This is a genomic window from aff. Roholtiella sp. LEGE 12411 (assembly GCF_015206995.1).
Classification (GTDB): Bacteria; Cyanobacteriota; Cyanobacteriia; order Cyanobacteriales; family Nostocaceae; genus Komarekiella.
The window spans coordinates 1-24,732 of sequence record NZ_JADEXR010000089.1 but is presented as its reverse complement, the minus strand read 5'-3'; the positions used below and the strand labels follow the sequence as shown (position 1 = coordinate 24,732).

Annotated in this window: 22 protein-coding genes and 1 pseudogene; 17 read left to right on the top strand and 6 right to left on the bottom strand. The window is 40.4% G+C overall.

Annotation, left to right across the window (positions count from 1 at the left end; genetic code table 11):
• Positions 1–101: 101 nt before the first annotated feature.
• The 3 genes from IQ246_RS18860 (at position 102) to IQ246_RS18850 (ending at position 2,075) form a co-directional block, all read left to right on the top strand.
• Complete coding sequence (locus tag IQ246_RS18860) at positions 102–866, top strand: MBL fold metallo-hydrolase (RefSeq protein WP_194004873.1); 765 nt, start codon at positions 102–104, stop codon at positions 864–866.
• A gap of 274 nt (positions 867–1,140) precedes the next feature.
• Entirely contained in the window at positions 1,141–1,542 is a 402-nt protein-coding gene (locus tag IQ246_RS18855) for a fasciclin domain-containing protein (RefSeq protein ID WP_194004872.1), read from the top strand.
• Between the two features lie 197 nt (positions 1,543–1,739).
• Positions 1,740–2,075, top strand: a complete 336-nt coding sequence (locus IQ246_RS18850) for a hypothetical protein (protein ID WP_194004871.1) — start codon at positions 1,740–1,742, stop codon at positions 2,073–2,075.
• Between the two features lie 141 nt (positions 2,076–2,216).
• On the opposite strand, the gene IQ246_RS18845 is transcribed toward IQ246_RS18850, so the two are convergent.
• From IQ246_RS18845 to IQ246_RS18830, 4 genes are all read right to left on the bottom strand, one after another.
• Positions 2,217–4,127 carry a type I secretion C-terminal target domain-containing protein gene (locus IQ246_RS18845; protein ID WP_194004870.1) on the bottom strand — a complete coding sequence of 637 codons (1,911 nt, stop codon included), beginning with the start codon at positions 4,125–4,127 and terminating at the stop codon, positions 2,217–2,219.
• Positions 4,128–5,287: 1,160 nt separating this feature from the next.
• On the bottom strand, positions 5,288–6,643 hold the full coding sequence (gene murF / locus IQ246_RS18840; RefSeq protein ID WP_194004869.1) for a UDP-N-acetylmuramoyl-tripeptide--D-alanyl-D-alanine ligase: 1,356 nt from the start codon (positions 6,641–6,643) through the stop codon (positions 5,288–5,290).
• A gap of 185 nt (positions 6,644–6,828) precedes the next feature.
• Positions 6,829–7,275 carry a tellurite resistance TerB family protein gene (locus tag IQ246_RS18835; protein ID WP_194004868.1) on the bottom strand — a complete coding sequence of 149 codons (447 nt, stop codon included), beginning with the start codon at positions 7,273–7,275 and terminating at the stop codon, positions 6,829–6,831.
• 174 nt (positions 7,276–7,449) lie between these two features.
• Positions 7,450–7,587 carry a hypothetical protein gene (locus IQ246_RS18830; RefSeq protein WP_194004867.1) on the bottom strand — a complete coding sequence of 46 codons (138 nt, stop codon included), beginning with the start codon at positions 7,585–7,587 and terminating at the stop codon, positions 7,450–7,452.
• Positions 7,588–8,185: 598 nt separating this feature from the next.
• Between IQ246_RS18830 and IQ246_RS18825 the strand changes: the two genes are divergently transcribed.
• From IQ246_RS18825 to IQ246_RS18815, 3 genes are all read left to right on the top strand, one after another.
• Positions 8,186–8,848: a hypothetical protein gene (locus IQ246_RS18825; RefSeq protein WP_194004866.1), complete on the top strand. Its 663-nt coding sequence runs from the start codon at positions 8,186–8,188 to the stop codon at positions 8,846–8,848.
• Between the two features lie 114 nt (positions 8,849–8,962).
• Positions 8,963–10,765, top strand: a complete 1,803-nt coding sequence (locus IQ246_RS18820) for a P-loop NTPase fold protein (protein ID WP_194004865.1) — start codon at positions 8,963–8,965, stop codon at positions 10,763–10,765.
• A gap of 119 nt (positions 10,766–10,884) precedes the next feature.
• The gene (locus IQ246_RS18815; protein WP_194004864.1) at positions 10,885–12,321 is read left to right on the top strand and encodes a DUF1802 family protein; all 1,437 of its coding nucleotides are present in this window, start codon (positions 10,885–10,887) and stop codon (positions 12,319–12,321) included.
• Positions 12,322–12,486: 165 nt separating this feature from the next.
• On the opposite strand, the pseudogene IQ246_RS18810 reads toward IQ246_RS18815, so the two are convergent.
• Positions 12,487–12,687, bottom strand: a pseudogene (locus IQ246_RS18810) (heavy-metal-associated domain-containing protein).
• A 376-nt stretch (positions 12,688–13,063) separates the two neighbouring features.
• Here IQ246_RS18810 and IQ246_RS18805 point away from each other — a divergent pair.
• The 5 genes from IQ246_RS18805 (at position 13,064) to IQ246_RS18785 (ending at position 19,431) form a co-directional block, all read left to right on the top strand.
• Positions 13,064–14,323: an RNA-guided endonuclease TnpB family protein gene (locus tag IQ246_RS18805; protein ID WP_194004863.1), complete on the top strand. Its 1,260-nt coding sequence runs from the start codon at positions 13,064–13,066 to the stop codon at positions 14,321–14,323.
• A 45-nt stretch (positions 14,324–14,368) separates the two neighbouring features.
• Complete coding sequence (gene alaS / locus IQ246_RS18800; protein ID WP_194004862.1) at positions 14,369–17,029, top strand: alanine--tRNA ligase; 2,661 nt, start codon at positions 14,369–14,371, stop codon at positions 17,027–17,029.
• Between the two features lie 183 nt (positions 17,030–17,212).
• Entirely contained in the window at positions 17,213–18,286 is a 1,074-nt protein-coding gene (locus tag IQ246_RS18795; RefSeq protein ID WP_339379136.1) for a hypothetical protein, read from the top strand.
• Positions 18,287–18,371: 85 nt separating this feature from the next.
• Positions 18,372–18,662 (top strand): hypothetical protein, encoded by a 291-nt coding sequence (locus IQ246_RS18790; protein WP_244142081.1) that lies wholly within the window; start codon positions 18,372–18,374, stop codon positions 18,660–18,662.
• A 7-nt stretch (positions 18,663–18,669) separates the two neighbouring features.
• Positions 18,670–19,431: a hypothetical protein gene (locus IQ246_RS18785; protein WP_194004859.1), complete on the top strand. Its 762-nt coding sequence runs from the start codon at positions 18,670–18,672 to the stop codon at positions 19,429–19,431.
• A gap of 210 nt (positions 19,432–19,641) precedes the next feature.
• Here IQ246_RS18785 and IQ246_RS18780 read toward each other — a convergent pair whose 3' ends face one another.
• Positions 19,642–20,016, bottom strand: coding sequence for a DUF4870 domain-containing protein (locus IQ246_RS18780; RefSeq protein WP_194004858.1), 375 nt, complete (start codon positions 20,014–20,016; stop codon positions 19,642–19,644).
• Between the two features lie 426 nt (positions 20,017–20,442).
• On the opposite strand from IQ246_RS18780, the gene IQ246_RS18775 reads away from it, so the two are divergent.
• The 6 genes from IQ246_RS18775 (at position 20,443) to IQ246_RS18750 (ending at position 24,554) form a co-directional block, all read left to right on the top strand.
• Positions 20,443–20,703, top strand: a complete 261-nt coding sequence (locus IQ246_RS18775; protein WP_194004857.1) for a hypothetical protein — start codon at positions 20,443–20,445, stop codon at positions 20,701–20,703.
• A 128-nt stretch (positions 20,704–20,831) separates the two neighbouring features.
• Positions 20,832–21,227 carry a VanZ family protein gene (locus tag IQ246_RS18770; protein WP_194004856.1) on the top strand — a complete coding sequence of 132 codons (396 nt, stop codon included), beginning with the start codon at positions 20,832–20,834 and terminating at the stop codon, positions 21,225–21,227.
• Between the two features lie 419 nt (positions 21,228–21,646).
• A complete protein-coding gene (locus IQ246_RS18765) occupies positions 21,647–22,198 on the top strand; it encodes a hypothetical protein (protein WP_194004855.1) in 552 nt (183 codons plus the stop codon).
• 427 nt (positions 22,199–22,625) lie between these two features.
• Positions 22,626–22,799 (top strand): hypothetical protein, encoded by a 174-nt coding sequence (locus tag IQ246_RS31305; protein ID WP_194004854.1) that lies wholly within the window; start codon positions 22,626–22,628, stop codon positions 22,797–22,799.
• Positions 22,800–22,996: 197 nt separating this feature from the next.
• Complete coding sequence (locus IQ246_RS18755) at positions 22,997–23,224, top strand: hypothetical protein (protein ID WP_194004853.1); 228 nt, start codon at positions 22,997–22,999, stop codon at positions 23,222–23,224.
• A 154-nt stretch (positions 23,225–23,378) separates the two neighbouring features.
• Entirely contained in the window at positions 23,379–24,554 is a 1,176-nt protein-coding gene (locus IQ246_RS18750; RefSeq protein WP_194004874.1) for a HetZ-related protein 2, read from the top strand.
• Positions 24,555–24,732 lie beyond the last annotated feature (178 nt).

The following is a 24,732-nucleotide window of genomic DNA, read 5'->3' as shown; positions in this document are numbered from 1 at the left end:
GCCCCATGCCCCATGCCCCATGAATGTGGGTGTTGATCTCGATACTCACAAGAAAGCTGACACGGTTGATAATGAAGGTAGGCGTTATCTTCACAAAAGTTATGTTTTTAACTTGGCTAGACAGCAACTCTTGGCTACTGGAAATCGGTAGTAAACGGATATTAATTGACCCTTGGCTGGTTGGTTCGTTAATTTTCAGCAATTTAGATTGGCTATTTAAAGGCTCTCGACCTCAAGAACGCCCAATACCAGAGAATATTGATCTGATTCTGCTATCTCAAGGCTTGGAAGACCATACTCATCCACCAACGCTCAAGCAGCTAGACCATACTATCAAAGTCGTAGCTTCTCCCAGTGCTGCGAAGGTAGTACAGCAATTAGGTTACACTCAGATAACGACTCTCGCTCATGGTGAAACTTTCACTTTAGATAAGCTTGAAATCAAGGCTATTCCTGGCTCTCCCATCGGCCCCACTTTAGTGGAAAATGGTTATCTCCTCAAAGATTTGGAGAGTGGTTTAACAGTCTATTACGAACCTCACGGCTATCATTCCCCACAAGTTAAGCAGGCTGCACCAGTTGATGTGGTGATTACGCCGTTTGTTGACATGACCCTACCTTTACTTGGGCCGATTATTAAAGGAAAGAATAGTATCTTGGATATCACAAAATCATTACAACCTCAAGTAATCATACCTACCGCAGCTGGTGGGGATGTTGTGTTTGAGGGATTGCTGATGAAACTTGTTCAGGTTAAGGGAAGTGCTGAGGAACTTCGTTTATTACTAGAGAAAAACAATCTTTCGACGCGGGTGATGGAACCGACACCAGGCGATCGCTTTGAACTACGCTTAGAGAATGTCTGAAAAGCATGGTAAAAGTATATTTTGTCATTCTGATGCTTTGCAAAGCGCAAAGAATAATCTCTATTTTGAGATGTTTCATTACGCTATCGCTCCATTAAGCATGACATTTTTGAATTCTCAGACATTTTTTTAAAACACCGGAGCCATTAGTTATTTATGCATCTGTTCACTCACTCTACCTATCCACCTGAGCAGACTTAGTGGTTTTGTTTAATAAAAATTAAAATAGATTTACTATCCTTTAAAATATTTTGCAGAGATTTAGGTAAGATATATGGCTGATATTGTTGATATTGCAGTTACTGCTGATTCTTTCAAAACTCTGGTAACAGCTGTACAAGCCGCTGGTTTAGTGGAAACATTAAAAAGTCCTGGCCCATTTACTGTCTTTGCACCAACTGACGATGCCTTTGCCAAATTACCACCGGGAACTATACAAACTCTGTTACAGAATATTCCACAGCTAACGCGAATTTTAAAGTATCATGTCGTTCCAGGAAAGCTGTTGCAGGCTGATTTAGCAAAACTTGGTACGGTTAATTCTGTGGAAGGTTCACCCATTAAAATTAATTATTCTGATGGTTTTGAGGTAAAAAATGCCACTGTTTTGGCAGCAGATATCGAAGCTGATAATGGTGTAGTTCACGTTATCGATACAGTAATTTTGCCCGGTTAATTCAGCTATGGTGGGCGCTGTCCACCATACTCAGAAATTCGTAATTCGTAATTCATAAATTGTCAAACATTAATTATGCTTTAAATTATGTTACATTAGTAATGTGATTACTTACTATATATGCTAGGTTAATTTTATTATTGTGGAAATTAAGTTAAATTAAATTACTAACTGCTAACATTAGCCCAACAAAATTGATGCTCGATTTCAACACCTTAACTGAGTTCTCTCATGCTAATTGCGTCGGTATCTGTGCCTTTCTTGTACCAGCGAACTTACTTGTGACGTTATTAACGATTATCCTAACCGTACTACGTCGTCCATCGTTTCAAGTGTGGCAATCTGCCGGAATTGCAAGCATTTTCGCTTTCGTAATGATCCTGCATGTGTACACTTGGTTCATGATCGGCGTGGTAATGGCTCCCACTTATATTTTGCTATGGCTAGCAATCACCTGTTTGCTCACTAATTTGGCAGCAATTATTTTTCAAAGACGCTACAGTAACAGTCTTACTCTTTCTAACAACACCTGAAGTTGACATACACTCTTTGCAGAACGGTTTTTTGGCAAAATACTCAAAGTCAATCTATAAGTTTCCCGTTGTGAGGACTTGAGGATACTAGTGAAAGGGAGAGAGATTTATTGGCTCTTTCCCTTTTTTGGATGTCAAGCCTTAAAACACAAAGTTGGTAGAGCTATTTAGGGTGTCTGTACTTGTGACGTTCACGGTGATCAAAGATTTGAAGATTTCCTCACCAGTGGGGCCATCAGCGTCAATTTGCACACTAAAATTCCTACTACTACTACCTTGCACAACTTTCACATAGCCATTGGCTATTGCGTTAGTGCCATTGTAACCTTCAGTAATTAGGCTATCGAGCAACTGAGTTAAGACTATTTTGTCCTTGCCAACCTCGAAATCAGTAATTGTGTCACCGCGATCGCTCATACTAGTGTAAATAAATTGGTCATTACCACCACCGCCGGTGAGTCTATCTCCACCTTGCAAGCCAGTAATAAACTCGTAGTTAGAAGTGCCAATTAGGACATCTTGGGCGGAAGTACCATTGAGTTTGTCTATATTCGTCGTGACACCGCCGATATTCTTAACGCCAACTTCAAACGCTCCAATATCAGGTTTGCTGTCACGGCTAAAACCGCGCTGATCAATTGTCGGTGCGCTTGCAATACCTACATTAATGGCGGGACTACCCGCCAGCAGCGGATGCACCAAGACACCATTTATGTTTTGCAGAGAACCCAGTTTAGGATCAGCAACAAGAGAATTAGCAGTTACTTTAGAGTTTTTGTTATTCTGTGGAGCTGGAAACTCGATATTCCCGCCGCCATCATTTAACTGTAAGGCGGTTTGCTGACCAGTTCCCAAGAGATTGTTTGCTGTATTGTTAGCAATGATTGAATTGGTGAGTGTGACGGTTTGCTTACCAACAACCCAAAACGCTCCTCCGTTCTTTTCGGCGTAGTTATTGACAAGTGTAGAGTTGACAACGTTGAGCGTAGCGGATGCGCTGGGATTAATGGTTATTGCGCCACCATAACCTTTCTCGCTAGTTGCTTTGTTCCCAGAAAAGGTACTGTTCTCAACATTGATGACCGCATTTTTTGAGGTTGTATCTCCATCTAACCACAACCCACCGCCTTGCCTTTCAGAAGTGTTATTGGCAAAGGTGACATTGCGAACCGTCACATTTCCATTAAGTCGTGCTCCGCCTCCCATAGCAAGGCCTTTATAATTGGCAGTGACTTTATTGTTAAGAATCGTGCTGTTTTCAACAATTGTCTTATCTTTGCCGTAAGTATACAGATAAAGTCCTCCTCCGGCGCCAGATCCCTGATTTCCCTCAAACCAACTCCCACTGACCTTAATTGTGCCACCTGGCGCGTCAGGCTTAGACCTAGGGCCACCATTACTTGCGCCATCTGCAAAGATTCCTGCGGCTCCATCATTAGAACGGTTGTTGAGAAAAACGGAATTCTCTACAGTGAGTGGGCTTAGTTGGCTGTAAATTGCACCACCTGTTTGACCACGGTTATTTGTGAATCGACTACTTTTAATAGTTAGCGATCCATTATTATCATTAGCGATCGCACCTGCGCTAAAGCCGTTTTTGGTAATAGTACCATCGTTGTTGTTGAAGGTGCTATCAATTACTGTGGCATCACTACGATAACCGACGTGAATTCCTCCACCTTGACCGCCAACATTATTATTAAACTGAACATTGACCACAGTTAATTTACTGTAGGAACTGACTCTAACTGCACCGCCTTTTCCAGTGTTGTATCCATCGACAATGGTGAAATTTTTCAGAGTAACGTCAGTTCCGTATGCTGTGAAGAAAGCTCGGCTAGCTTTATTGCCACTGATGATTAAGTTCTCTGCTCCAGCACCATCAATTGTGATACTCTTTTTAACAGACAATTCACCGCTGGTAAGAGTAATCTTTTTGTTCATCATATTTTGTGCAAATGCGATCGTGTCACCTGTTTTAGCCTGGGCGATCGCATCTCTCAAAGAACCAGCACCACTATCTTTGGCGTTTTGGACGGTGATAGTAGACATTCAAGAATTCCTCTAAATTATGCTTGGTTAATTGTTTCTTGCTACTCAGGAATCACGCAGATATAAGTTACGTGTTTGCTGATCATAAGAAAGATTCAAAATTAATTGGTCAACAGCACATTAAACCGATGATTGCCATCACAAAATTGCGTAAGTATTGCTCCTCTAAAGGAACCTTACTTACTTGTTCTCTAAAATCAATCTGATAAATATTTCACCAACCAATCTTGCTCTTGATGTTCCCAATCAAGGTGCTAATAGATAATTTTTATCACCATCAGCGACGGCTTAGCACGTTCATTTTTTCACCAAAAAATGGTGGATATGTAACGTTGAATTCGGCTGCAAATTTTTCCTGCGTTCAACAAGTCAAAAGGTGAGTTTACGGTTGAGCTTGCTAATTTACAATTGGTTGATTACCAATATTTATTAATAACCATTTAGCTCACAACCCACTGGATGACTTAGCAATTGGTGTATGTTATGCCCTATCATAAAAACTTTAAAAACCAATTGTCTTCAGAGCAAATACATAAAATAATTGAAATTTTTGGGCTGAAGCTACTCCGTAAGTGTTACATTGTTCTCTGATAAATTTATTTATTTAGTACTAGAGAAAATACATACAAAAATGGAAATTTTTGAGCAAAACCTAGTTCGTGAATATTCCAAGTTTTGCTTATGTATTTATATATAAGACATTAAAAACTGCGTCAGCTTGCCAAGTTAATCAGTATTTGAATTGCAGAGCCAGAAGGCATCAGAAGCTTTTATGGTTTGACTTTTAGCTCCTGACCTCACCTTGGTTTCAAGAGTACAATGTTAAATAAACAGCAGCGTATAATCATCCTGAAGCAAAGTTACAAGCACTGTATTTATACGGGGTGTGTATATATATATTGTTATCAGGAGTAATTATTCTATTAAGAACTATTTTTTGCTCATTTATATGGATGACTACGGTTATTACGGAGCTTGTATCGGAATATACGAATATAGACATTGCATTGCAACATCTCTAGAGAGGTTATTGGTGGTGCAAATTGTCTGATCCCAAGCTTATTGTTGTAGAGACGCGATATATCGCGTCTCTACATCTGAATTCCTATTGCAATTCAGCAACGTACATTCCCTGTAACCTTTATCTAGCGCCTACAAATTCATTTGGGAAATTCCGCACATAACTGATTAACAACCCGATCTAGCCCCACTGAATGGGCAGCCTTGAACAATAAGCGATCGCCTGCTTGCACAAATGTCTTCAACCTAGCCACCAAATCGGCATGAGTTGCAAAGCATTCAGCTGGTATTCCCTCGGCACTTTTAGCAATGGCTTCGGCGTCTAGTCCATCTACCAAAACCAGCAAACCGTCTAAATTTAACTTTCGGACTGTTTCTCCAACTCCCTGGTGCAACTGCCGCGATCGCTCTCCTAATTCTTTCATTGCACCCAACACAGCAATTTTGCGTTTTCCGGGTGTGTCTGCCAATAATTGCAACGCTGCTAACATAGCTTCTGGTGCAGCATTGTAAGTCTCATCTAAGATGATAACATCGTTGGGTAAAACAAATCGCTGCGATCGCCCTGTGGGCATATTCACCATCACACCTGATTTTAGGGACGACCAATCAATTCCCAACACCTTTGTTACTGCTAAAGCCGCTAAGAAATTATTCGCATTGTGACGACCAGGTAACGGCAAGGGCAGTTGAATTCCTGCTACTTCCATAGTCTCATTATCAATTAACTGACCTTGAATATCGCCACCAGAAAAGCCATAAGTCACAACTTGTCCTGTCCAAACTTTCGCCGCCGTGGCAATTAATAGGGGATTATCGTGGTTGAGAATTGCCACACTATCCGCAGGCATTTCGGCTAATAACTCACATTTGGCCTCGGCGATCGCTTCTTCGGAACCCACTAACTCAATATGCGCTGTCCCTACATTAGTAATCACTCCAATTGTCGGACGCGCTATTTGCGTCAGTTCGGCAATTTGTCCTCTACCCCGCATCGCCATTTCAATCACGGCGTAGTCATGCTCTGCACCAATTTCTAGAAGAGTTTTTGGGACACCAATTTCGTTATTGTAATTCTCATAAGTTTTGTGAACTTTTCCTGCTGTCGCCAAAACGGCGGCGATCAGTTCCTTAGTTGTAGTTTTGCCTACAGAACCCGTTACCCCAATTACAGGAATTTCAAAGCGATCGCGCCACCATCTGCCGAGTTGTTGATACGCTTTCAGGGTATCTTTTACCTGTAATACGGGAAACCCAGGATTTTCATAGTCAAAATCCACAATAGCTGCTAACGCACCCTTGGCGATCGCTGTTGGTACAAACTCGTGTCCATCAAACTTTTCACCTCGTAAAGCCAAAAATACTTCACCTGGTACTATTATTCGAGTATCTGTTTGTATACCACTGCTCACTTGAGCTAAAGCAGCTTCAGATAAGTCCTGAGGTCGAGAAAAAAGAATTTCAACTAGTTGGGTTATGGTGGCAGAAAAAGGCATAAGCAATTCAAAATAGTAAAACCGAATTGTAATGGGTAATTCTTGTGGGCAAAATCTAGAGTATTATAGTTTTTTACATAAAGTTACAATCACGCCCAAAAAAGCGCCAAAGAAGCTTTAACTCCTTTGACGCACTTTATTTATAAACTATTAATACAGTTTGATACTGGTAGGGGCAAATTACCCTATCCCCGATTTTTAATCAACATTACTTGCACAATTTGTATTGCTATCTCACTAGAAACGCCTAAAGCTTGATACAAATCATTTAAAAAGTTTTTATCTTCATCATTCACTATACCCTCAGCTAAGACCAAATCGGTGGCTACTGCAAAAGCTGCTTCCCGCAAGTCTTGAGATAGAGATTCTTTAGCTGCATTAAATAAAAAATTAAAATCCTCTCCTTGGAGAATCCCCAGAATCTTGTCAAACAGCCTGTTCATTAGCTCATTGGAATAACTTTTAAAAAGTTTCATCCGAGACAGCATAGAAGTGATACAATTTGTTTGCTCGGTAGAAAGATAACCATCTGAGGCTGTTGCAGTCAAGATAATGACAGCAAAAGCTTCTGCTGGATTGAGTGCTGTTTGGGCTTGACTTTCTTTGCCCAACACAGCGTCAAATAGACCCATTGTAGTAGCTCCTTGGTTGTTGCCTCAATAGCGATACAGCTACCTGTATGTTCTGTGAGGTCAGGTAAAGCTGCAACGCTGTGAGACTTTCATGGTTTAGTGTTCCCAGGATTTCTTAATGGCGAACACTTGTACCCAATGGTTTTCGACAAGAAGTACACTGCCAAATGCAGCTTATGGTTCTCCTGTCTTTTCCATTGTTTCAATTACTGCTAAACCTATACCAGAAGCTGCTATTAACAGTATTCCTGATATCAAATAAGCGTTGGCAAACATCCGTAGGGCATCATCGAAGAAAATGTAGGTGGTCATTGCTTCACCTGTTGAATTTTGTGCTGCTAGTACTTTTTATTTCTCCACACCCCGATAGGTGAATTTCGCTGAGAAAATGCTAGCAATTGCATCTTAACAAAACTTTAGCTCTTTCAGAACACTGCTTCAACTTTTTCTTTTTGAAGATTCGATGAATTTAGACAGCCATTTGTAAAAGAAAGTACTTAGTTTTGGATTGCATGTCAAAGTTAGCTACTTAAAACTTACGCAGAGTTGGTTATTTTTGTTGTAAACTTCAGTTACACTGAAACCCTTATTCTTTCGTTATAGTCTTGTCTAACAAGAAGCAAACAAGGCTTGGTTGATTTATCTAAAAGCGATCCTCAAAAGCTTATACAGTAATACTTTTAGCCTATCTTGCCCCTAGGTCAGCTACGCTATATTTACCCATAGTCATTACTTTAGCTCTCAAAAAGTTCTACTCTTCGAGAAGATAGTTGTAATGTTCTCTGTTTTTTATGAAGAAATATAGCAAAAACACCGCAATATTCAGCAATTTCGCGGTTATTGTTTTGTGCTAAATTACTTAAAAAGATACAGCTCCTATAATTGATCTATGTCAGAAAATACACTCAATATGACATCAAAAAACGCAGCCCAAACTAGAACTCATTTGCTTTTGGCTTTGTGGGATTTGGGAGGAACGCAGCAGGAAGTAATGAAAGGTAAACTCACCAAACGCATTGTATCCAAGACCAAGAAGGTAGCAGATTATCAAGGCATACTCGAGGAATTACAGACACAGGGAGCGATCGCAATTTCCAAAAAAGGATACTCTCTGACAGTTCCCAAAGGTTTAGAGGTATTAAGTGAGGGTTTGAAAAGCTCTGATTTTAGATTTGAAGGAACGATTATCGGAACTTGGGCGGCGAATGCATTGGTGAAGTGGATTAGTCAGATAGATGTTGGGGTAACTAGTGTAGATGTAGCAGTTAATGGGGTTAAAGGTGGGGCGATCGCATCTTACGACGAGTTTAAATCAGTGGCGCTAGAAGTTTATGACAAGTTGAACCAAAACTACAACCTAGATGATCTAGTGCCAATTTATCGCATCAGGAGAGAAATAGGCGATCGGGTAAGTCGTGAAGATTTCAATGAGTGGCTAATGGAAATGCAAGAGAAGGATATTTTGCAACTCCAAGGCGGTAGCTTATCAGACAGTGATCCAGACAAACTGGAAGACTCCATAACTACCCCAGTAAGTGGGTTACGTTGTTACGCCAAGCGTTTAAACTCATAAACCTGTTCTTAGGTTGCTTTTCACACTCACTGAAACGCCAGTTTAGATGTCGTGCAGCTACAAATACTGAGCAATCCAAAATCTACCATCCAAAATTAACCTCACCCTAGATCCATGTCTAACGACAACGACCTAATTAATGCCATCAAAAGTCACAACCCATTTGACAGACCTTTAGTAGTTAGAAGTCAAAATATTTGGGTAACAGGTTTTCCTGACGTTCCCTCCTTAAATGCCCATGCCTCAGATGCTGTTTTTGATGCCATTGAGAGAGTTCGCACCAAGCAACAGACAGTTATAGGCATTACCATCAAGGCTGAAAGAGGACTAGGTAAAAGCCATCTGATCAGTCGAATTCGCCGCCGACTTCAGAATGATGGTAGTGCTTTATTTGTCTATACAAGTGAGATTAACGATTTAAATCGAATTAAAGCTGAATTTTTACGAAATTTAGCAAATAGCCTCAAACAAATCGGTAGCCAAGGAATGAGCCAGTGGCGGGAATTAGCAACTGCTATTTTCAATGAAGCTCATAACAAAGCCTTCACACCTGATGAGATGGTTTCTCACTTTTTTGAAGTCTTAAAAGTAGATTCCAAGGTAGTTGAGCATTGGACGGATACAGTCCTGGGAATTAAGCATGACGTTGAAAACCCTGACATTATTGCTGCAATTTTATGGACACTCTCCTCTAATCCATCTGAGGAGCGTTACGCTATAAACTGGCTTGCTGGTCAAGAATTACCACAGTCAAGAGCTGATGCACTAGGTTTAGCAAACTCCAGCGCCCAGGATAGAGAAGCCCAAGCTTTCAGTACAGTTCGTCAAATTCTGGACTTAATTAGTGATTACAAACCAATAGTCATTTGTTTTGACGAATTGGAAAGTATCCTAATGTGTAATGATGCAGGATTCACGGCATCACAAGTTACAGCTATTTTAGCCAAAGACTTATACGACAAGATTAAACGGGGTGTTTTTGTAACGGCTATGTTTCCTCAAACTTGGACTGATCAAATAAGAGCCTTAAAAGAGGCTGAATCAGTCACAGATCGGATCGCTCAAAAAAGTATTGAGTTAACTTATCTCAAGTCTGAAGATGTTATTGCCTTAGTTTCGCAGTGGTTGAAAGACTTTTATGACCAAAAGGGATTAACACCACCTCATTCAGTTTATCCTTTTGATGAAGGAAAATTGAGGGAACTGGGAAAGGAAAAACCAATGGTTAGAAAGGTTTTACAATGGTGTGCAGAAAATTGGAATATTCCTCTAATACCACCACCGTTAAAGCACCCAGTAGAATCTGCTTACAAGAATGAAATAGCAGCCCTTGAAAGTAAGATACAAGATGATATTGAGGATAACAATAAACTCGCTAATGCTCTGCGATTTAGCTTTTCTACCCTAGTTGGACAAGTTGTAGAGAATGTCAAGATTATAGAAATTGTAGACGTTAAAACTCGTAGTGCAGACCAAGGATATATTAATTTTAAAATCGTAGGTGAGGATAACGGTAATGTTGTCAAAATCGGAGTATCTGTTCTTGAAGGAGTTAGTGGTATGTTTCTTCAAGCTGGATTGAAACGCTTAATCGAATACAAGAAATTTGATTTAACTCGTGGTTGTTTAGTTCGTTCTAAAAACATTAGTAGTGGTACTAAAGCAAAACAGTATTTAGATCAACTTATGTCAAAAAGTCTAAGTGGTGAATGGGTTTCATTGAAAAATGAAGCTATTAAGCCACTTTTAGCAATTAATTATGTTATGAAAACCCGAAATGATTATGAATTAACTGAAGCGCAAATCATTGATTTTGTCATCCACAATCGAATAGTAATCGACAATAATCTTATCCGTCGAATTCTCAGTGATCCATCAGGAAAAATTCCTGAAGATGCTATTGATGAAGATATTTAAAAGGGGTATATATTGTTGTAATAAATTTCATTCAAGCTAGAAGCTTCGTGCTAAAAAAAACAAGCCCGCGCTGGTAGATTTGGTTTGTTTAGCCCCAATGTTTGAATTTTTCAGTAATAATGAATAGTTCTGTTGTAATTAATACTGCTATTTGCTTGCCTGCACCAGATACTGAGGCATTAATTCAAGGACGAGCGATTGTTGCGATGTGCAAAAATTATATCGTTCCAGAGCGTCAATTTGCCCTTTATCCAACGGATGCTTCAATTAATATACTGCCAGTTGAGCAGTACTATCAATTAAATTTCTTAGCTTATGCCAAAACTGCTCTTGCTCAAGTAAGCGCTGAAACTATATCGGTTAAAGCTTGGGCAAGATGCGAAAAGTGTGAACCTTTACAGAATACTGAATCATTGTCTGCTTTATCACCGCTAACAGTTTGGACTACAGAAGCATTACAAGAAATATTAACACAACGACACAATATTTTTTTGTTATACTTGCGTGTTTTTCAGCAACCCCTAATTACGCTCTCTATAAAGGTAAACAGCCAATTTATTTACTTAGGAGAGCCTTTAACTATTTCTGAAGCTAAGCCAGTATTAAACGATCGCACCTTCGCCCAACGCAAGCATCAATTAGAAAATCGACAGCCACCACTACATCCTGAATTAGAAGAATTACAGAGTGCGATCGCATCCCTTACCTTAACCAACTCAGCGGCTAAAGAATTAAATGACGATATCAAAATATTTCTGGGTTGGAGTAGTAATCAACCAACAAATCCATTAGATTTAGACTTAGCTTGGATTCAGAAAATTGCTCAAGTTGGTAACTCTAGCGACGGACATACATTTGAAAAATTAGTTCGTAGAGGATTACTAAAATTAGGCTTTACAGGTTCAGGTTTGAATCCAGATGCAACTGGTGGCGCAGGAGGCATGGATTTTTACGCTGAACAACCTTATCCAATAGTAGGAGAGTGCAAAGCAACTAAAAGCGAGAAAGTTTCTGATGGCACACCTGCACAGTTACTAAAAATAGGTATAAACCACCTTGGTAAAGTTCAGTATGAAAGTTCAATTAAATTAATCGTAGCCGCTGGAGAACTAAATTTTTACGCTCTGAGAACAGCTACCGAAAATCAAATGAATGTTATTAGCCCCGAAACTCTACAAAAACTAGTTGAACTGCAAGCACACTATAAAAACTCTATCAACTTGTTAGAACTAAAAGAGTATTTGCAACAAGCTCCTTTTGGTTTGGCTGAAGATAAAGTTAATACTTATATCGAGAAAGTTGAACAATCTATAAAGCTGCGATCGCATATTATCCAGCTTGTCAAAAAGCATCTAGAAAAAACAGATGATCGGGATGTCGGAGTTGATTCTCTTCATGTAGCATACATTTACGACAATCCACCACAGTCTTTGACACCTAAAGAACTGTACGAAATTATGATAGAACTTTCTTCACCCTTAACAGGCTACTTAGGACGAGATAAAAAGAGCGATCGCTTTTACTATCTCCGCGACTTACCTATTAATTTAAAATAGTACAATATAGTAATCCAATTTGATTCGTGAACTGACTTGTAGAGATAGGGAATGGGGGATAGGGGATAGGGAATGGGAAAAAAGGGAGTTAGAGGTGTACGCAGTTATTTCAAAAATCAAATAGGAATCCTATATCCTCTTATTGTTTAGCCTAAAATACTAAGATTAATAACCTTCAACTGTGTAGCCAGCAGCCATAATTACCTGTTTAATTGATTCTTCAGAAGCGGCTGATTATACGGTGACAGTTTTAGCGTTGACATCGACATCAACCTTGGCATCAGGTTCCATTACGTGAATTGAGTCAGTAATTGTTTTTGCACATTTTTCACCAGTAATATTCGATACGTTCATTTGTAGTGCCATTTGTTACTTTTGCACGTGTATTATCAATACTTTCTTAAGGATTATATTACTGAATTAAAAGGCGTAGGCGTAGCCCGTCGTAGGCATCGCTCATCCCGCTAGAGTTAGGTAATTGAGGTTAAACATCACAATCACTGTACATAACTCACCAATTGCCAAAGTCACCTAGCAGTAACACGAAACAAAATGCGAAAATATATAAAGTTACAGAAAGGGTGAAGAATAAAAGCTAAAGGATAAAGTACGAGAAAATAACCAACTGCTTTATACTTCACCAAGCACCTCGCGCCGTGGAAGCCCCTATATTCATGTATGGGGGTAAGGCGCAGGCGAATTTATTCGCCGTCAGGATTTCACAATTGATATAATCTATCTCATGGAACAAGTACTGACACTGGTTTGCAAACTTAACCCCACACCTAAACAAGTTGCCCAAATAGAAGCAACATTGAAGGCGTTCGCGGATGCTTGCAATTATGCCAATCAGCAAGTTAAACCTCAAACAACAAACAAGACAACCATTCAAAACATGGTCTATCAAGACTTGCGTTCGAAGTTTTTGTTGTCTGCTAATTTGGCTGTCAGGGCTTGTGCCAGAGTAGGAGCCAACCGTAAAACTGCTAAACAGAAGAGCCAGTGCCGTGGGCGGGTTTCCCACGCCAGTCCGCACAACGGGGGGAACCCCCGCAAGCGGCTGGCTCGACTTGAGGCAACTGGCGTGAACAAACCAGTTAAAGACTTTAAGCCTACTAGTGCCGACTACGACGCTAGGATTTTTGCTTTTAGGGAGAAAGACTGGAGTGTGAGTCTGACTTTGATTGAAGGCAGGGAGCATATCAAGCTTGATGTAGGTAATTACCAAAGAGGAAAGCTCAAAGGTAGAAAACCGACATCGGCGCAGCTGTGTAAACATCGGGATGGTTTCTACTACATTCATATCCAAATTAAAGATGAAGCACCCCAACCACTTAAACCAAACAATGTTATTGGTGTGGATTTTGGGCGCAGAGATATTGCTGTAACCAGTAACGGGGATAAGTGGGATGGAAAACAGATAACTGAGGTTCGAGATCGGTATACCAAAACTAGAACTTCTCTTCAAAACAAAGCGTCGAAAGGCACAAGATCTACTCGTCGTAGGGCGAGGCAGGTTTTGCAACGGCTGTCGGGGCGTGAGAGAAGATTTCAACTTTTGTCTAACCATCAAATCAGCTATCGGATTATTCAACAAGCAAAGTCTACAAACGCAATTGTTGCTATTGAAAACTTGACTGGAATTAGGGAGCGTACCAATCAGCAACCTAGAAACAAGGTCGAGCGTAGACGTTCTAATTCCTGGTCGTTTTATCAATTGCGGTACTTCCTTGAATACAAAGGTATCAAGTCAGGAGTTGAAGTAATTGCAGTGCCGCCAGCCTACACTAGCCAAACCTGCCACCAGTGCTTGCACATTGGATTGAGGTCGGATAAGCGTTTCAAGTGTGGTAACTGTTCTTGGCATGGTGACGCTGATTTGAATGGGGCAAAAATGATTTCTTTATTGGGGCAATCTGTAAGCTTGCCTGGAGGTTCGGGTTATCTGTGTTGTAATCTCAGTACGGATAGCTTAGGGCTACTACAAAGCCCCGCCCTTTAGGGCTGGGGTTAGCTTACACTTCATATTTAATACTTTAGTCCACCCATGTCTTCAAACCCCCAGAAACTCAGCGGTAACGAAATTCGCAACCTATTCCTTGACTTCTTTGCCCAAAGAGAACACCAAATTCTCCCAAGTGCCTCTCTCGTGCCAGAAGACCCTACCGTGCTGCTGACGATCGCGGGGATGCTACCATTTAAGCCGATCTTCCTGGGTCAGCGCACACCAGAATTTAAGCGGGCTACCACTTCTCAAAAGTGTATCCGCACCAACGATATTGAGAATGTTGGACGCACCAAACGGCATCACACGTTTTTTGAGATGCTGGGTAACTTCAGCTTTGGTGATTACTTTAAAGAACAAGCGATCGCTTGGGGTTGGGAAATTTCCACAAAAGTCTTTGGTTTTTCTCCTCAAAACCTCGTCGTCAGCGTCTTTGAAGAAGATGATGAAGCCTTTGCAATTTGGCGCGATCAAATCGGTGTGCCACCAGCTAGAATCAAGCGCATGGGCGCAGACGATAACTTTTGGGTATCAGGCCCCACTGGCCCTTGCGGCCCTTGTTCTGAGATATATTACGACTTTCACCCAGAACGCGGTGACGACAATATTGATTTAGAAGACGATTCCCGGTTTATCGAGTTTTACAACCTTGTCTTCATGCAATATAACCGGGATAATTCAGGCAATTTAACACCGCTGCAAAACAAGAACATTGACACCGGCATGGGTTTGGAGAGAATGGCGCAAATCCTCCAAAAAGTCCCCAACAACTACGAAACTGACCTGATTTTTCCAATTATTCAGACAGCAGCGGAAATTGCTGGTATTGACTACCACAGTAGCGATGAGAAAACCAAAGTTTCTCTAAAAGTCATTGGTGATCATATTCGTGCTGTCATCCACATGATCGCCGATGAAATCCGGGCTTCTAACGTGGGACGGGGTTATGTAATGCGGCGGTTAATTCGGCGTGTGGTGCGTCATGGGCGATTAATTGGGATTTATCGTGGAGACGTTGCAGGCAACGTCTTTACACCTCAAGTTGCTGAAACTGCGATCGCTCTCTCCGAATCAGCTTACCCCAACGTGCGGCAACGGGAAGCAGCAATTAAAGCCGAATTGCAACGTGAAGAAAGCAATTTTCTTAACACTCTCGACAGAGGCGAAAAACTGCTAGAAGAAATCATCCAAGAGGTAAAGCAGCAAGGAAAAGCCCAAATTAGTGGTGAAAGTGCTTTTACTCTCTACGATACCTACGGTTTCCCTCTCGAACTTACTCAAGAAATTGCTGAGGAAAATAATCTCACAGTCGATGAAGCGGGATTTGATGTAGAAATGCAAAAGCAGGTAGAACGTGCCAAAGCAGCACACGAAACCATCGATTTAACTGTGCAAGGTTCCCTCGACAAGCTAGCAGAACACATCCAAGCTACCGAATTTATCGGTTATACCCAACCAGTAGCGACGGCATTAGTCGAAGCAATATTAGTAGAAGGTGTATTCCAAGAAGAAGCAGAAGCCGGAACAGAAATACAAATTGTTCTCGACCAAACGCCATTTTATGCCGAATCTGGTGGACAAATCGGCGATCGTGGTTATATCTCCGGTGATGGGATCTTAGTTCGCGTTGAAGACGTGAAAAAAGAATCTGATTTCTTCGTCCACTTCGGACGCATCGAACGCGGTACACTCTGCGTAGGCAATACTGTCACCGCCCAAATTGATCGCGCTTGTCGGCGTCGTCTCCAAGCTAACCATACTGCAACTCACTTACTGCAAGCAGCATTGAAGAAAATTATCGATGATGGGATATCTCAAGCAGGTTCATTGGTATCTTTTGACAGGTTGCGCTTCGACTTCAACTGTCCGCGTGCTTTGACACCAGACGAAGTTCAACAAATTGAGGAACAAGTTAATAGTTGGATAGCTGAGGCACATGCTGCAAAAGTAGAAATATTACCTTTAGCAGAGGCTAAAGCTAGGGGTGCTGTTGCCATGTTTGGCGAAAAATACGGCGAAGAAGTGCGCGTCATAGATTTTCCCAGCGTATCAATGGAACTATGTGGTGGAACTCATGTCAGTAATACCGCTGAGATTGGCGTCTTCAAAATTATCTCCGAAGCTGGTGTAGCTTCTGGAGTGCGGCGCATTGAAGCAGTTTCGGGGCCAGCAATACTGGATTACCTCAACCTGCGAGATAAAGTAGTTAAGGATTTGAGCGATCGCTTTAAAGTTAAACCCGAAGAACTACCAGATAGAGTCACCAGTCTGCAAAACGAACTCCGAACAGCCGAAAAGCAACTAGAAACCTTGAAAGGACAGTTGGCGATCGCTAAGTCTGATAGCTTGCTACAAACAGCAGAAATCATAGGCGATTATCAAATTATCGTCGCTCAATTAGAAGAAGTTGACCCAGAATCATTGAAAATCGCAGCCGAACGCTTGTTGCAAAAAATCGGTAACGGTGCAGTGGTACTGGGTTCGGTTCCCGAAGAAGGGAAAGTTAGCTTAGTCGCAGCTTTCAGTCCAGAAGTTAACAAAAAAGGACTGCAAGCTGGTAAATTTGTGGGAGCGATCGCTAAAATCTGCCGTGGCGGCGGCGGTGGACGCCCAAACTTGGCCCAAGCCGGCGGACGCGACGCGAGTAAATTGCCAGAAGCCTTGGAACAAGCGCGGAGTGAGTTAAAGTCTGCTTTGGGTTAGTTGTGTTTTTTGAGGGACGGGCGTTTTGCCTGTCCTACTATAAATTGCTTAAGCGTAGATACTTTTTTGCTATGCTCTTTTTTTAACAACCTTTCAAGTGCATCGATACAACATCTTGAGCAATAGTTTATGAGTATTAACGCTTTTGTTGATCATGGCTTTCCTCCAGGTGAGGAATTCTGTGTGCAATTTCTATCTAGTAATGAGTTTACTCTTGAAACCCTCCGACTTATTTCATCAGGGACAGGTCGGTTTAAAAAAGCAGAATTAGCAGTACATATAGCCAATGCACTTGAAAAAGGTAAGCTTACTTCAGATGAAATATTACTCGCTTATGTGAAACAGCCAAGAACATGGTTGAGCTTGAAACTAGGTACGTGCGCTTGTACATCTAACTTAAATTATTCTGCATCTTTGTTACAAGAATTTGGTCAGGATGGTTGGTACGGGCCAATTCACGAACCGAATCAACCCAAGAAAAAATGGTATATCCGAACTTATAGAATTGTCGATTATGTTCGTCGAGGATCTGGAACTGCTAGCCAATTAGATGAACGCTATATTCGCTGGTCTGTGATTGCTGAGGTGGACAAAGATTACTTAGCTTTATCCTGGGATGGATTTACCTATAGTTCAACAGCCGATGAACACATAGAACAACGTACTCAATTCCCTTTCTGGAATCATATTCCTGGATTTTTTAATGAATTAGCTAATCATTGCCAAGCTCAGTGGACACATCCTAATCTCCATCAGCTTGTTCTGCATGATATGTGGGATAAATATCTCAATAAATCAATAAATGATGTTCGCTATAAATGGAAACATTTAAGGATTCGAGCAGAAGCTTCTGGACTTTTTATAAATGCTCATAGTTCTGGAATTCAAGAAATTGATGTTAGAGGATTACAAGCTCTGTCGCAAAAATTAGCTCATTCTGTTCTAAATATACTTGGTTTGTCTGGTGAGCCAGAAAAAATAAGCAATGCTGAAGATGCAATTTTATTTACCTTAATCAAAGATTGGGGTACTAAATCTTATGAATTTGAACTAGACAGGGAATTAATAGCAAATGAAATAGAAACAGAGATATTAAAAGAAGTGAAATTAAAGCGGCTCATCAAAATACACTGCTATTTTGGACTCAAGCCTAACTCTAAGACCCAAGATTCTCTTCAACACCTCAAGTGCTATTCAGGGTATTATGGTGGTAGTACTCGTGTTCTTGAGTTTCTGCTAAAAGAACTTGGATTTTAAGGCTAAGGTCATGACTAGCTTCATCCACAAGGGTCATTTAAACTTCTTATCTGAAAAACAGAAGGCTGAACTGAGCAAGCATTTTATGACGGCATCTACAACAGCAATGCCGCATCAACTTGCTGTACAGTTGGGTATAGAATACTCTAATGCTCTGGCACTCTTAGCAGACCTTGAAGCAGAAGGAGTCTGTGAAATGAAGCTTCTCATATATCATAATTGTGAACCAGATGTCCCTGCGGGTGCAATTCCTTACGGTATAGGGTTTCCTGATTTACCTTGGATTTGTCCGCATTGTGAAAGTATTGTAGAAAATTATGATGAGCTATCGTTTGATCTTATGGCGACATCTAAGCAATCAATTGAATTTGTTTGATTAAATCATGCCAACTCAAGACGAACTTGTAGAATCTATAATTAATGCTATGGATTCCCTGGAATCAGGAAATCCAGCATTAAATAAGTTAGCTTCATATTTGTATAAAGCAGATGTTAAACTTTCTGAATATTTGGATGAACTAAAGATATTTACACAATTAAATAAACCCACACTCAAAGAAACACAAGAAGCTGGTAAGCTGCTAGAACAGATTGTACTTCTAGTGTTTAAAGGACTAAAAGGGGTTCAAAGTATCAAAAGTTTTCAGTCAGCAGGCCCTCAATATGATTTGTTAGTTAGTGGCGATGATATTCCTTGGCAAAATGTCTGTAAAACTTTATATCTTGACTGGAACCAGAGAGATATAGTTATTGAGGCGAAAGCAACAAAAGCAGCTGTGCCAGATAAGCAATTTGCTCGACTGTGCAGCATCATGGATTTAAATTTAAAAGGTGCAGGTCTTGGTATTTTTATTACACTCAATGGAGCAACAGGTTTTCCTAAATTAGGTAGTTCTAGACAAAGAGGAGTTGGTTATTGCAGGCTTCGCCAAATACTTTTTCATGCCAAAACAAATAAGATGATAGTTGTTTTAGACAAAGAAGATATCTCTGAGTTAACTAAAAATGGCACATTGATTCAAATACTCACTAGGAAGATCAGGGATTTATTTGAGCTAAGTGGTTTACCAACTACTCCTGCTGAACAGTTCCAGGAGATAGATCTACCTCTCCACTTAAAAATGCTATATGAACATAATAGTTAGCAGTAAAATCAAAGTTAACTCATCAATTGTTCGGTTTGTGCTGTTTGCCACTCCATTCAAACTTACTGCAATAACTGATCGCACTGATTATACTGCGAAGCACATAGACGCTAAGCGGCTTGTCGTCAGTACATAGCATAATGAAATAAAAAAAGGGATGATTGCCTCAATCCCTTTTCTAAAAACAAACTTAATTTTGAGTTGGCGTGATTAGAACAATCGAAAAATAAACGGATAACGGAACGGTACATCTGGCTGGCTAAAACAGTGCAACAATGCCCAAATTGTCAGTCCCCAGTGTATTGCAAAGCCAAGAACAATAACTGGGAAAAACAAAAGTCCGCCAATACCAAAAGTTATCCAAGATAGAATTCCAATTGGTACACCAATTAAAGTTGCCCAGAACCAAACATTGAAGTGAAAATTAATCGATTCTTTCGCATTACTTTTAACAACTGGGTCATCAGACATTAAGTTAATTACAATTGGAACCCCAATTGAAAACAATGCTGTACTAAAGAAAATTGCCCCATGACACAGAGATGATAACAATTTGCGTTTATCAGAATTGTATGTAACTTGCATCTTGGTAGCTCCTCTACTTGCTTTCTAGTTTTGATTTTAACGGTTGCTTAATAGGATTTATATTGCAGTTTACCGTACTCAGGCAGTTTTCCAGCTTTTCCTTGAGATAGATTAACTTTGATGGCTACACATGAATTATGGATTATGAGGTTTACCGAACCCTGATAATAGAAGAGAAGTTTGGCGTCATTGCTTTAACGCTACTGCAAGGTGCGTAGACGTTGAGCAGCTTGTCGTCAGACATCGGACTAATTTAGTCAAGCATGATTTGCGATCGCGGTATTGGCATTGCAAAATGAATGTAAAAAAGCCGTTGGAAATCTGCTTTGATGTGGAGTAGGCATCTTACCTACCCTTAAACTAACATCAGATCATGTCAAGTGGACACAGCCCACTATCGAAATTACTCTACAAAGGCGGTAGAAAATGAGTCGCATAAATCCCTACACGCTACAAATGCAAATTACCCGAATGTTTGAGCAAGGACAATCATTGTTTGCTACAACCAAAGTACAGGAATGGTTGAAAGAACGGAATCATAACCCACTAGATTATGATATTATTTTTCATCAAAAACCTGCCCCTCCTGGCTCAAAGGAAGTGATGGTAGTAGAAATTGAATTACGCCGTAAGGATGGACAGCCTGTAGATCCGTGGTTGCAAGAACAAGCAAATCTCCATGCTTAACTTTATCAACCAGAAACTTCAATTTTATTTCATATTATCTTAACATAATTTACCAAAAAAGAGCGTTCCGTAGTTTGGAACGCTCTCTTTTGTCTTTGTAGTCATAAACATCTTTTAAAATCATTTAAATGAAATTTAATCAGCGTTGGGTTTTTGCATTTTGGGTTTACTTTGGAATTTTAATGTCTATTTCTATATCAGCTTACTTGAAAGTCATCCCAACCGAAATAGCACAATTTCCCTATTACGATACAATTTTACATTTCCTGTTATTAGGAATCGCTGCTTACTTAAGTCATCTTGCCTTAAAAAAACGTAAGATTCAAATCTTAAATATTTCCCTGCCACTTGCACCACTGATTGTGATATTTTTTTGTATAGTTGACGAGACAATTCAACTATTTACGCCCCATCGCAGCTTCGATTTAGTTGACTTAGCCGCTGACTTCTGCGGTATTGTCTTATTTACCTGGTTAGCAGAAAAACATAAGCTTATTGATAAATCTGAAGAAACTCTACCGTAAAAAAGCCTTGGCAAATGAAATTCAATGTAATAAAGATCTAAAGAACTGATAAATATATCAAAATATTTTTCATTGCAATATCATACGTAGACTCTAATGATGTTTTTTTACATAAGTTTCAGTTACCAAATTTTACCTAAAATTATAAGAACACCTAAAGAACTGATAACTATATCAAAACATTTCTCATTGCAGTTATTGATAAGATTACCTAAATTATTAAGTGTAATTAGTATTAATTACCAATTGATTAACCGCGCCCTATAAGGTAAAAAAGCTACCTTAATCAACCAAGAGCTACTAACTAGCATTGGCAACAGAAAAAATAGTTAGAAAGCTATAAGTTGGGCTCAGTTTTGTCTATCTGATGTTGTCACGTTAACAAGATTTATATCCTAAAAATAGGAGGATTAGTCCTAATGGCAGATTCGATTAACGGTGGTAGTGGCAACTCCTCTACTAATGATCCTAGTGAGCTGCTTCGGCAATCACCCTTTGGTGTCTTATTCGACATTCCAGGCGTAAATTCAGACACCATACTCAGTGGTTTTAGTAGCGCTGTTGGTGGTAGCAACCCATTTGGTAACGGTGGCAATCCAAATAGTGGTGGTAACGCCCCGTATGGCGGTAATCCCTTTGCCAATCTTGGCAATCCACGTGCCGAGGGCAGCGTGTTCACTGGTGGTATCAACCCTTGGGCTACCAATGGCAATCCATCTGGTGGTAGTAATCCTATTGCAGGCGGTGGCAATAATCCGTTTACAGGTGGCGGTAGTAACCCATTTGCAGGCGGTAGTAACCCATTTGCAGGCGGTAGTAATCCTATTGCAGGCGGTGGTAGTAATCCTATTGCAGGCGGTGGCAATAATCCGTTTACAGGTGGCGGTAGTAACCCATTTGCAGGCGGTAGTAATCCTATTGCAGGCGGCGGTAGTAACCCATTTGCAGGCGGTAGTAATCCGTTTGCTTAGGAAGATTATGCCGCTAGTTACTAACATAACTTACGCATTTCAACGAAATTTTGTCATTTTTTGGTAAGATAATGCAGAGTACGGAGCGAAAGCAAAGAAAAAAATCTACGTGATGCTTCTTTACACTGCGTTTCTTACAGTATGACAACCGAGCTTTGCGTAAGTGATGATTAAGTAAAAATCTGGATTGTTCAACTCGTTTATACTAAAACTTGATGACAGTTTAGTTACTGTCATCAAAATTATTATATTAATCATTATTATATTGCTAACAACAAGCCCATAAATTTAGTACTGACTAACAAGAAATTTTTTCAAATATAAAAAACGAACAGATAATGTTATAAGTTTACTAAGTCAGATTGAAAAGTTGTCTTTTTTGAGATTCCCCGTAAGTTTAATCTATCGACACATCAGGGGCTGTTTCATGGGATCAGGTTTCAATTCTACTTGTTCAAAGCACAAAAACTTAAAACCTGTGCGTGTGCCCAGTGCCACAGCAGTAACAGAACAGATGCACTCGCTGTTTAGTGAGATAGAAGACTCCCGTGTAAAACGTACCCGTGCCCACCTGTTAACAGATATCTTAATCAGACGCTAGCGGACTCGCTAACGCTGCGCTATCGGAATTTTATCAGCGATCGCAGGAGGTAAAGGATGGGAAAATATGGAAAACTATGGAATGAGCAAACTTGATTAGTTAGGGGAATTTTTAGCTTTACCGAGGGGATCATCTTTAGTTACGACGAAAGAGTAGAAAAGGGACATCATCCTACTGAAAAACGACAAGTTTAGACTGTGCCTATTTCTCAATTACCTCCACTGCACCAACAAGCTGATTGGTTAGATTTCAAACCCGCATTTCTCACAAACTTGAGGGGCAGAGGGGCAGGGGGGAAAAACTTACTGCAATTTCCCCCTGCACAAGCGCACCAGCGCACAAGTTCACAAAACATAACTTTACAAAAACTGGAAGTTAACAGAATTGATGAAAATGCCTTAGAGACACTTATTTCCGGTACTTGAAAATCTAAAGCAAAACAGCAATGCAAAAATTTATGCATAAATTTAGTAAATTAAGACGTAATAAAAGTGGCATCACTGAGATATTTTCATGAAGATCATGAAATCTGGGGGCAACTGCCAGTTAAAAAATTAAGTGGGAGAAACGGGGGTTGTGATGCAAACTTTAAAATCGAGTTTCGAGGAGCGCAATCTCGCTATGGCAATGGATGTGGAAAAACTGGCGCTATATTGGCGAAACCGGCTAGCTACAGAATGTCCTGAACAAAGTGAGGCGGCTAGACAAAGTATTCTTCTCTGGTTGTTGGGAGCTGACTCAAAGCGGTTTGATCTGCTCAACCCCAAAGAACTTGATATCGCCAAGCAAGCGATGGAATACCGCTGGAGGATTTTACGTCAGCGCTACCTAGGGATGGGGCGAGAACGCGCTTATCGCAACCTGATAACTCGGCTGGGAAGTATAGTGACGTTACGGAATAAGATCCAGACTTGGATTGCCCTCAGCCGCGATCGCCAGCGCAGTGTTATGGATGTATTGCAAGAAGTACTCCAAGAATTACTACAAAGCGATACATACATGCAGCAACAAATGGCTGACATTGCAAAATTTACCACCGATAGACGATTGCGCGATACTCTGCTATTCGCCAGTGTAGAAGAGTATTGTTTACGACCAGTACGCAATCAACCCCTATTAGTTTACCGCTTTGTAAATTATTTGCGTCGTACACAGCGTGGTGGCTTAACCCAAGTGCCAAGCCGCGACTTGATTAGATTAGTATCAGAAGAAATTCTTACAGACGACACTGACAACCGAGTTAACTTGGTAGATAGTCAGGCGATCGCAGAATATAAAGAGGCACAACACTTAGAAGAACAACAGGCGTTGCGTCAGGGCGTACAAAAAGAATTTGAAAATTATTTACAAGAAAACTTGGGAACAGAAGCAGTAGATTGGCTACGACTATATCTGCAAGGTAAGTCTCAAGAAGAGATTGGCAAGAGATTGAATAAGCAGATTAAGGAAGTATACCGACTGCGAGAAAAAATAAGTTACCATGCCGTGCGTGTTTTTGCCCTGAAAAGCAAACCAGATCTCGTGGATAGTTGGCTCTCAATTTCCTTGCAAGAACATAACTTGGGGCTAACACAAAACCAATGGCAGCAACTTTATAAACAATTGACTCCTGTCGGGCGGCTGATTCTAGATTTGCGGAGAGAGGGTAACTCAATAGAAGCAACAGCCCAACAGTTAAAACTCAAAACCCATCAAGTAATGGGCGAATGGACAAAAGTCTATCTCGCAGCCCAAACTTTCAGAACTCAGGAATAACTAAATTCAGCTACCAATTCACCATATACCTGGATATATCAATAGTACTGCTACGCATAATTCATAATTCATAATTCCCATACCGCAAGCATTTCATTAAAAGCGTCGGTAAATCTTATCCTGCCAGTGGCATAGCCTACAGGGCATCTGCTTACTTGTTCCCCATGCCCCATGCCCC

Excerpts from the sequence above, each read along its gene's own strand:
- IQ246_RS18860 (WP_194004873.1), top strand. The coding sequence starts at position 102 with ATGTTTTTAACTTGGCTAGACAGCAACTCTTGGCTACTGGAAATCGGT.
- IQ246_RS18855 (WP_194004872.1), top strand. The coding sequence starts at position 1,141 with ATGGCTGATATTGTTGATATTGCAGTTACTGCTGATTCTTTCAAAACT.
- IQ246_RS18850 (WP_194004871.1), top strand. The coding sequence starts at position 1,740 with ATGCTCGATTTCAACACCTTAACTGAGTTCTCTCATGCTAATTGCGTC.
- IQ246_RS18845 (WP_194004870.1), bottom strand. The coding sequence starts at position 4,127 with ATGTCTACTATCACCGTCCAAAACGCCAAAGATAGTGGTGCTGGTTCT.
- murF (WP_194004869.1), bottom strand. The coding sequence starts at position 6,643 with ATGCCTTTTTCTGCCACCATAACCCAACTAGTTGAAATTCTTTTTTCT.
- IQ246_RS18835 (WP_194004868.1), bottom strand. The coding sequence starts at position 7,275 with ATGGGTCTATTTGACGCTGTGTTGGGCAAAGAAAGTCAAGCCCAAACA.
- IQ246_RS18830 (WP_194004867.1), bottom strand. The coding sequence starts at position 7,587 with ATGACCACCTACATTTTCTTCGATGATGCCCTACGGATGTTTGCCAAC.
- IQ246_RS18825 (WP_194004866.1), top strand. The coding sequence starts at position 8,186 with ATGACATCAAAAAACGCAGCCCAAACTAGAACTCATTTGCTTTTGGCT.
- IQ246_RS18820 (WP_194004865.1), top strand. The coding sequence starts at position 8,963 with ATGTCTAACGACAACGACCTAATTAATGCCATCAAAAGTCACAACCCA.
- IQ246_RS18815 (WP_194004864.1), top strand. The coding sequence starts at position 10,885 with ATGAATAGTTCTGTTGTAATTAATACTGCTATTTGCTTGCCTGCACCA.
- IQ246_RS18805 (WP_194004863.1), top strand. The coding sequence starts at position 13,064 with ATGGAACAAGTACTGACACTGGTTTGCAAACTTAACCCCACACCTAAA.
- alaS (WP_194004862.1), top strand. The coding sequence starts at position 14,369 with ATGTCTTCAAACCCCCAGAAACTCAGCGGTAACGAAATTCGCAACCTA.
- IQ246_RS18790 (WP_244142081.1), top strand. The coding sequence starts at position 18,372 with ATGACGGCATCTACAACAGCAATGCCGCATCAACTTGCTGTACAGTTG.
- IQ246_RS18785 (WP_194004859.1), top strand. The coding sequence starts at position 18,670 with ATGCCAACTCAAGACGAACTTGTAGAATCTATAATTAATGCTATGGAT.
- IQ246_RS18780 (WP_194004858.1), bottom strand. The coding sequence starts at position 20,016 with ATGCAAGTTACATACAATTCTGATAAACGCAAATTGTTATCATCTCTG.
- IQ246_RS18775 (WP_194004857.1), top strand. The coding sequence starts at position 20,443 with ATGAGTCGCATAAATCCCTACACGCTACAAATGCAAATTACCCGAATG.
- IQ246_RS18770 (WP_194004856.1), top strand. The coding sequence starts at position 20,832 with ATGAAATTTAATCAGCGTTGGGTTTTTGCATTTTGGGTTTACTTTGGA.
- IQ246_RS18765 (WP_194004855.1), top strand. The coding sequence starts at position 21,647 with ATGGCAGATTCGATTAACGGTGGTAGTGGCAACTCCTCTACTAATGAT.
- IQ246_RS31305 (WP_194004854.1), top strand. The coding sequence starts at position 22,626 with ATGGGATCAGGTTTCAATTCTACTTGTTCAAAGCACAAAAACTTAAAA.
- IQ246_RS18750 (WP_194004874.1), top strand. The coding sequence starts at position 23,379 with ATGCAAACTTTAAAATCGAGTTTCGAGGAGCGCAATCTCGCTATGGCA.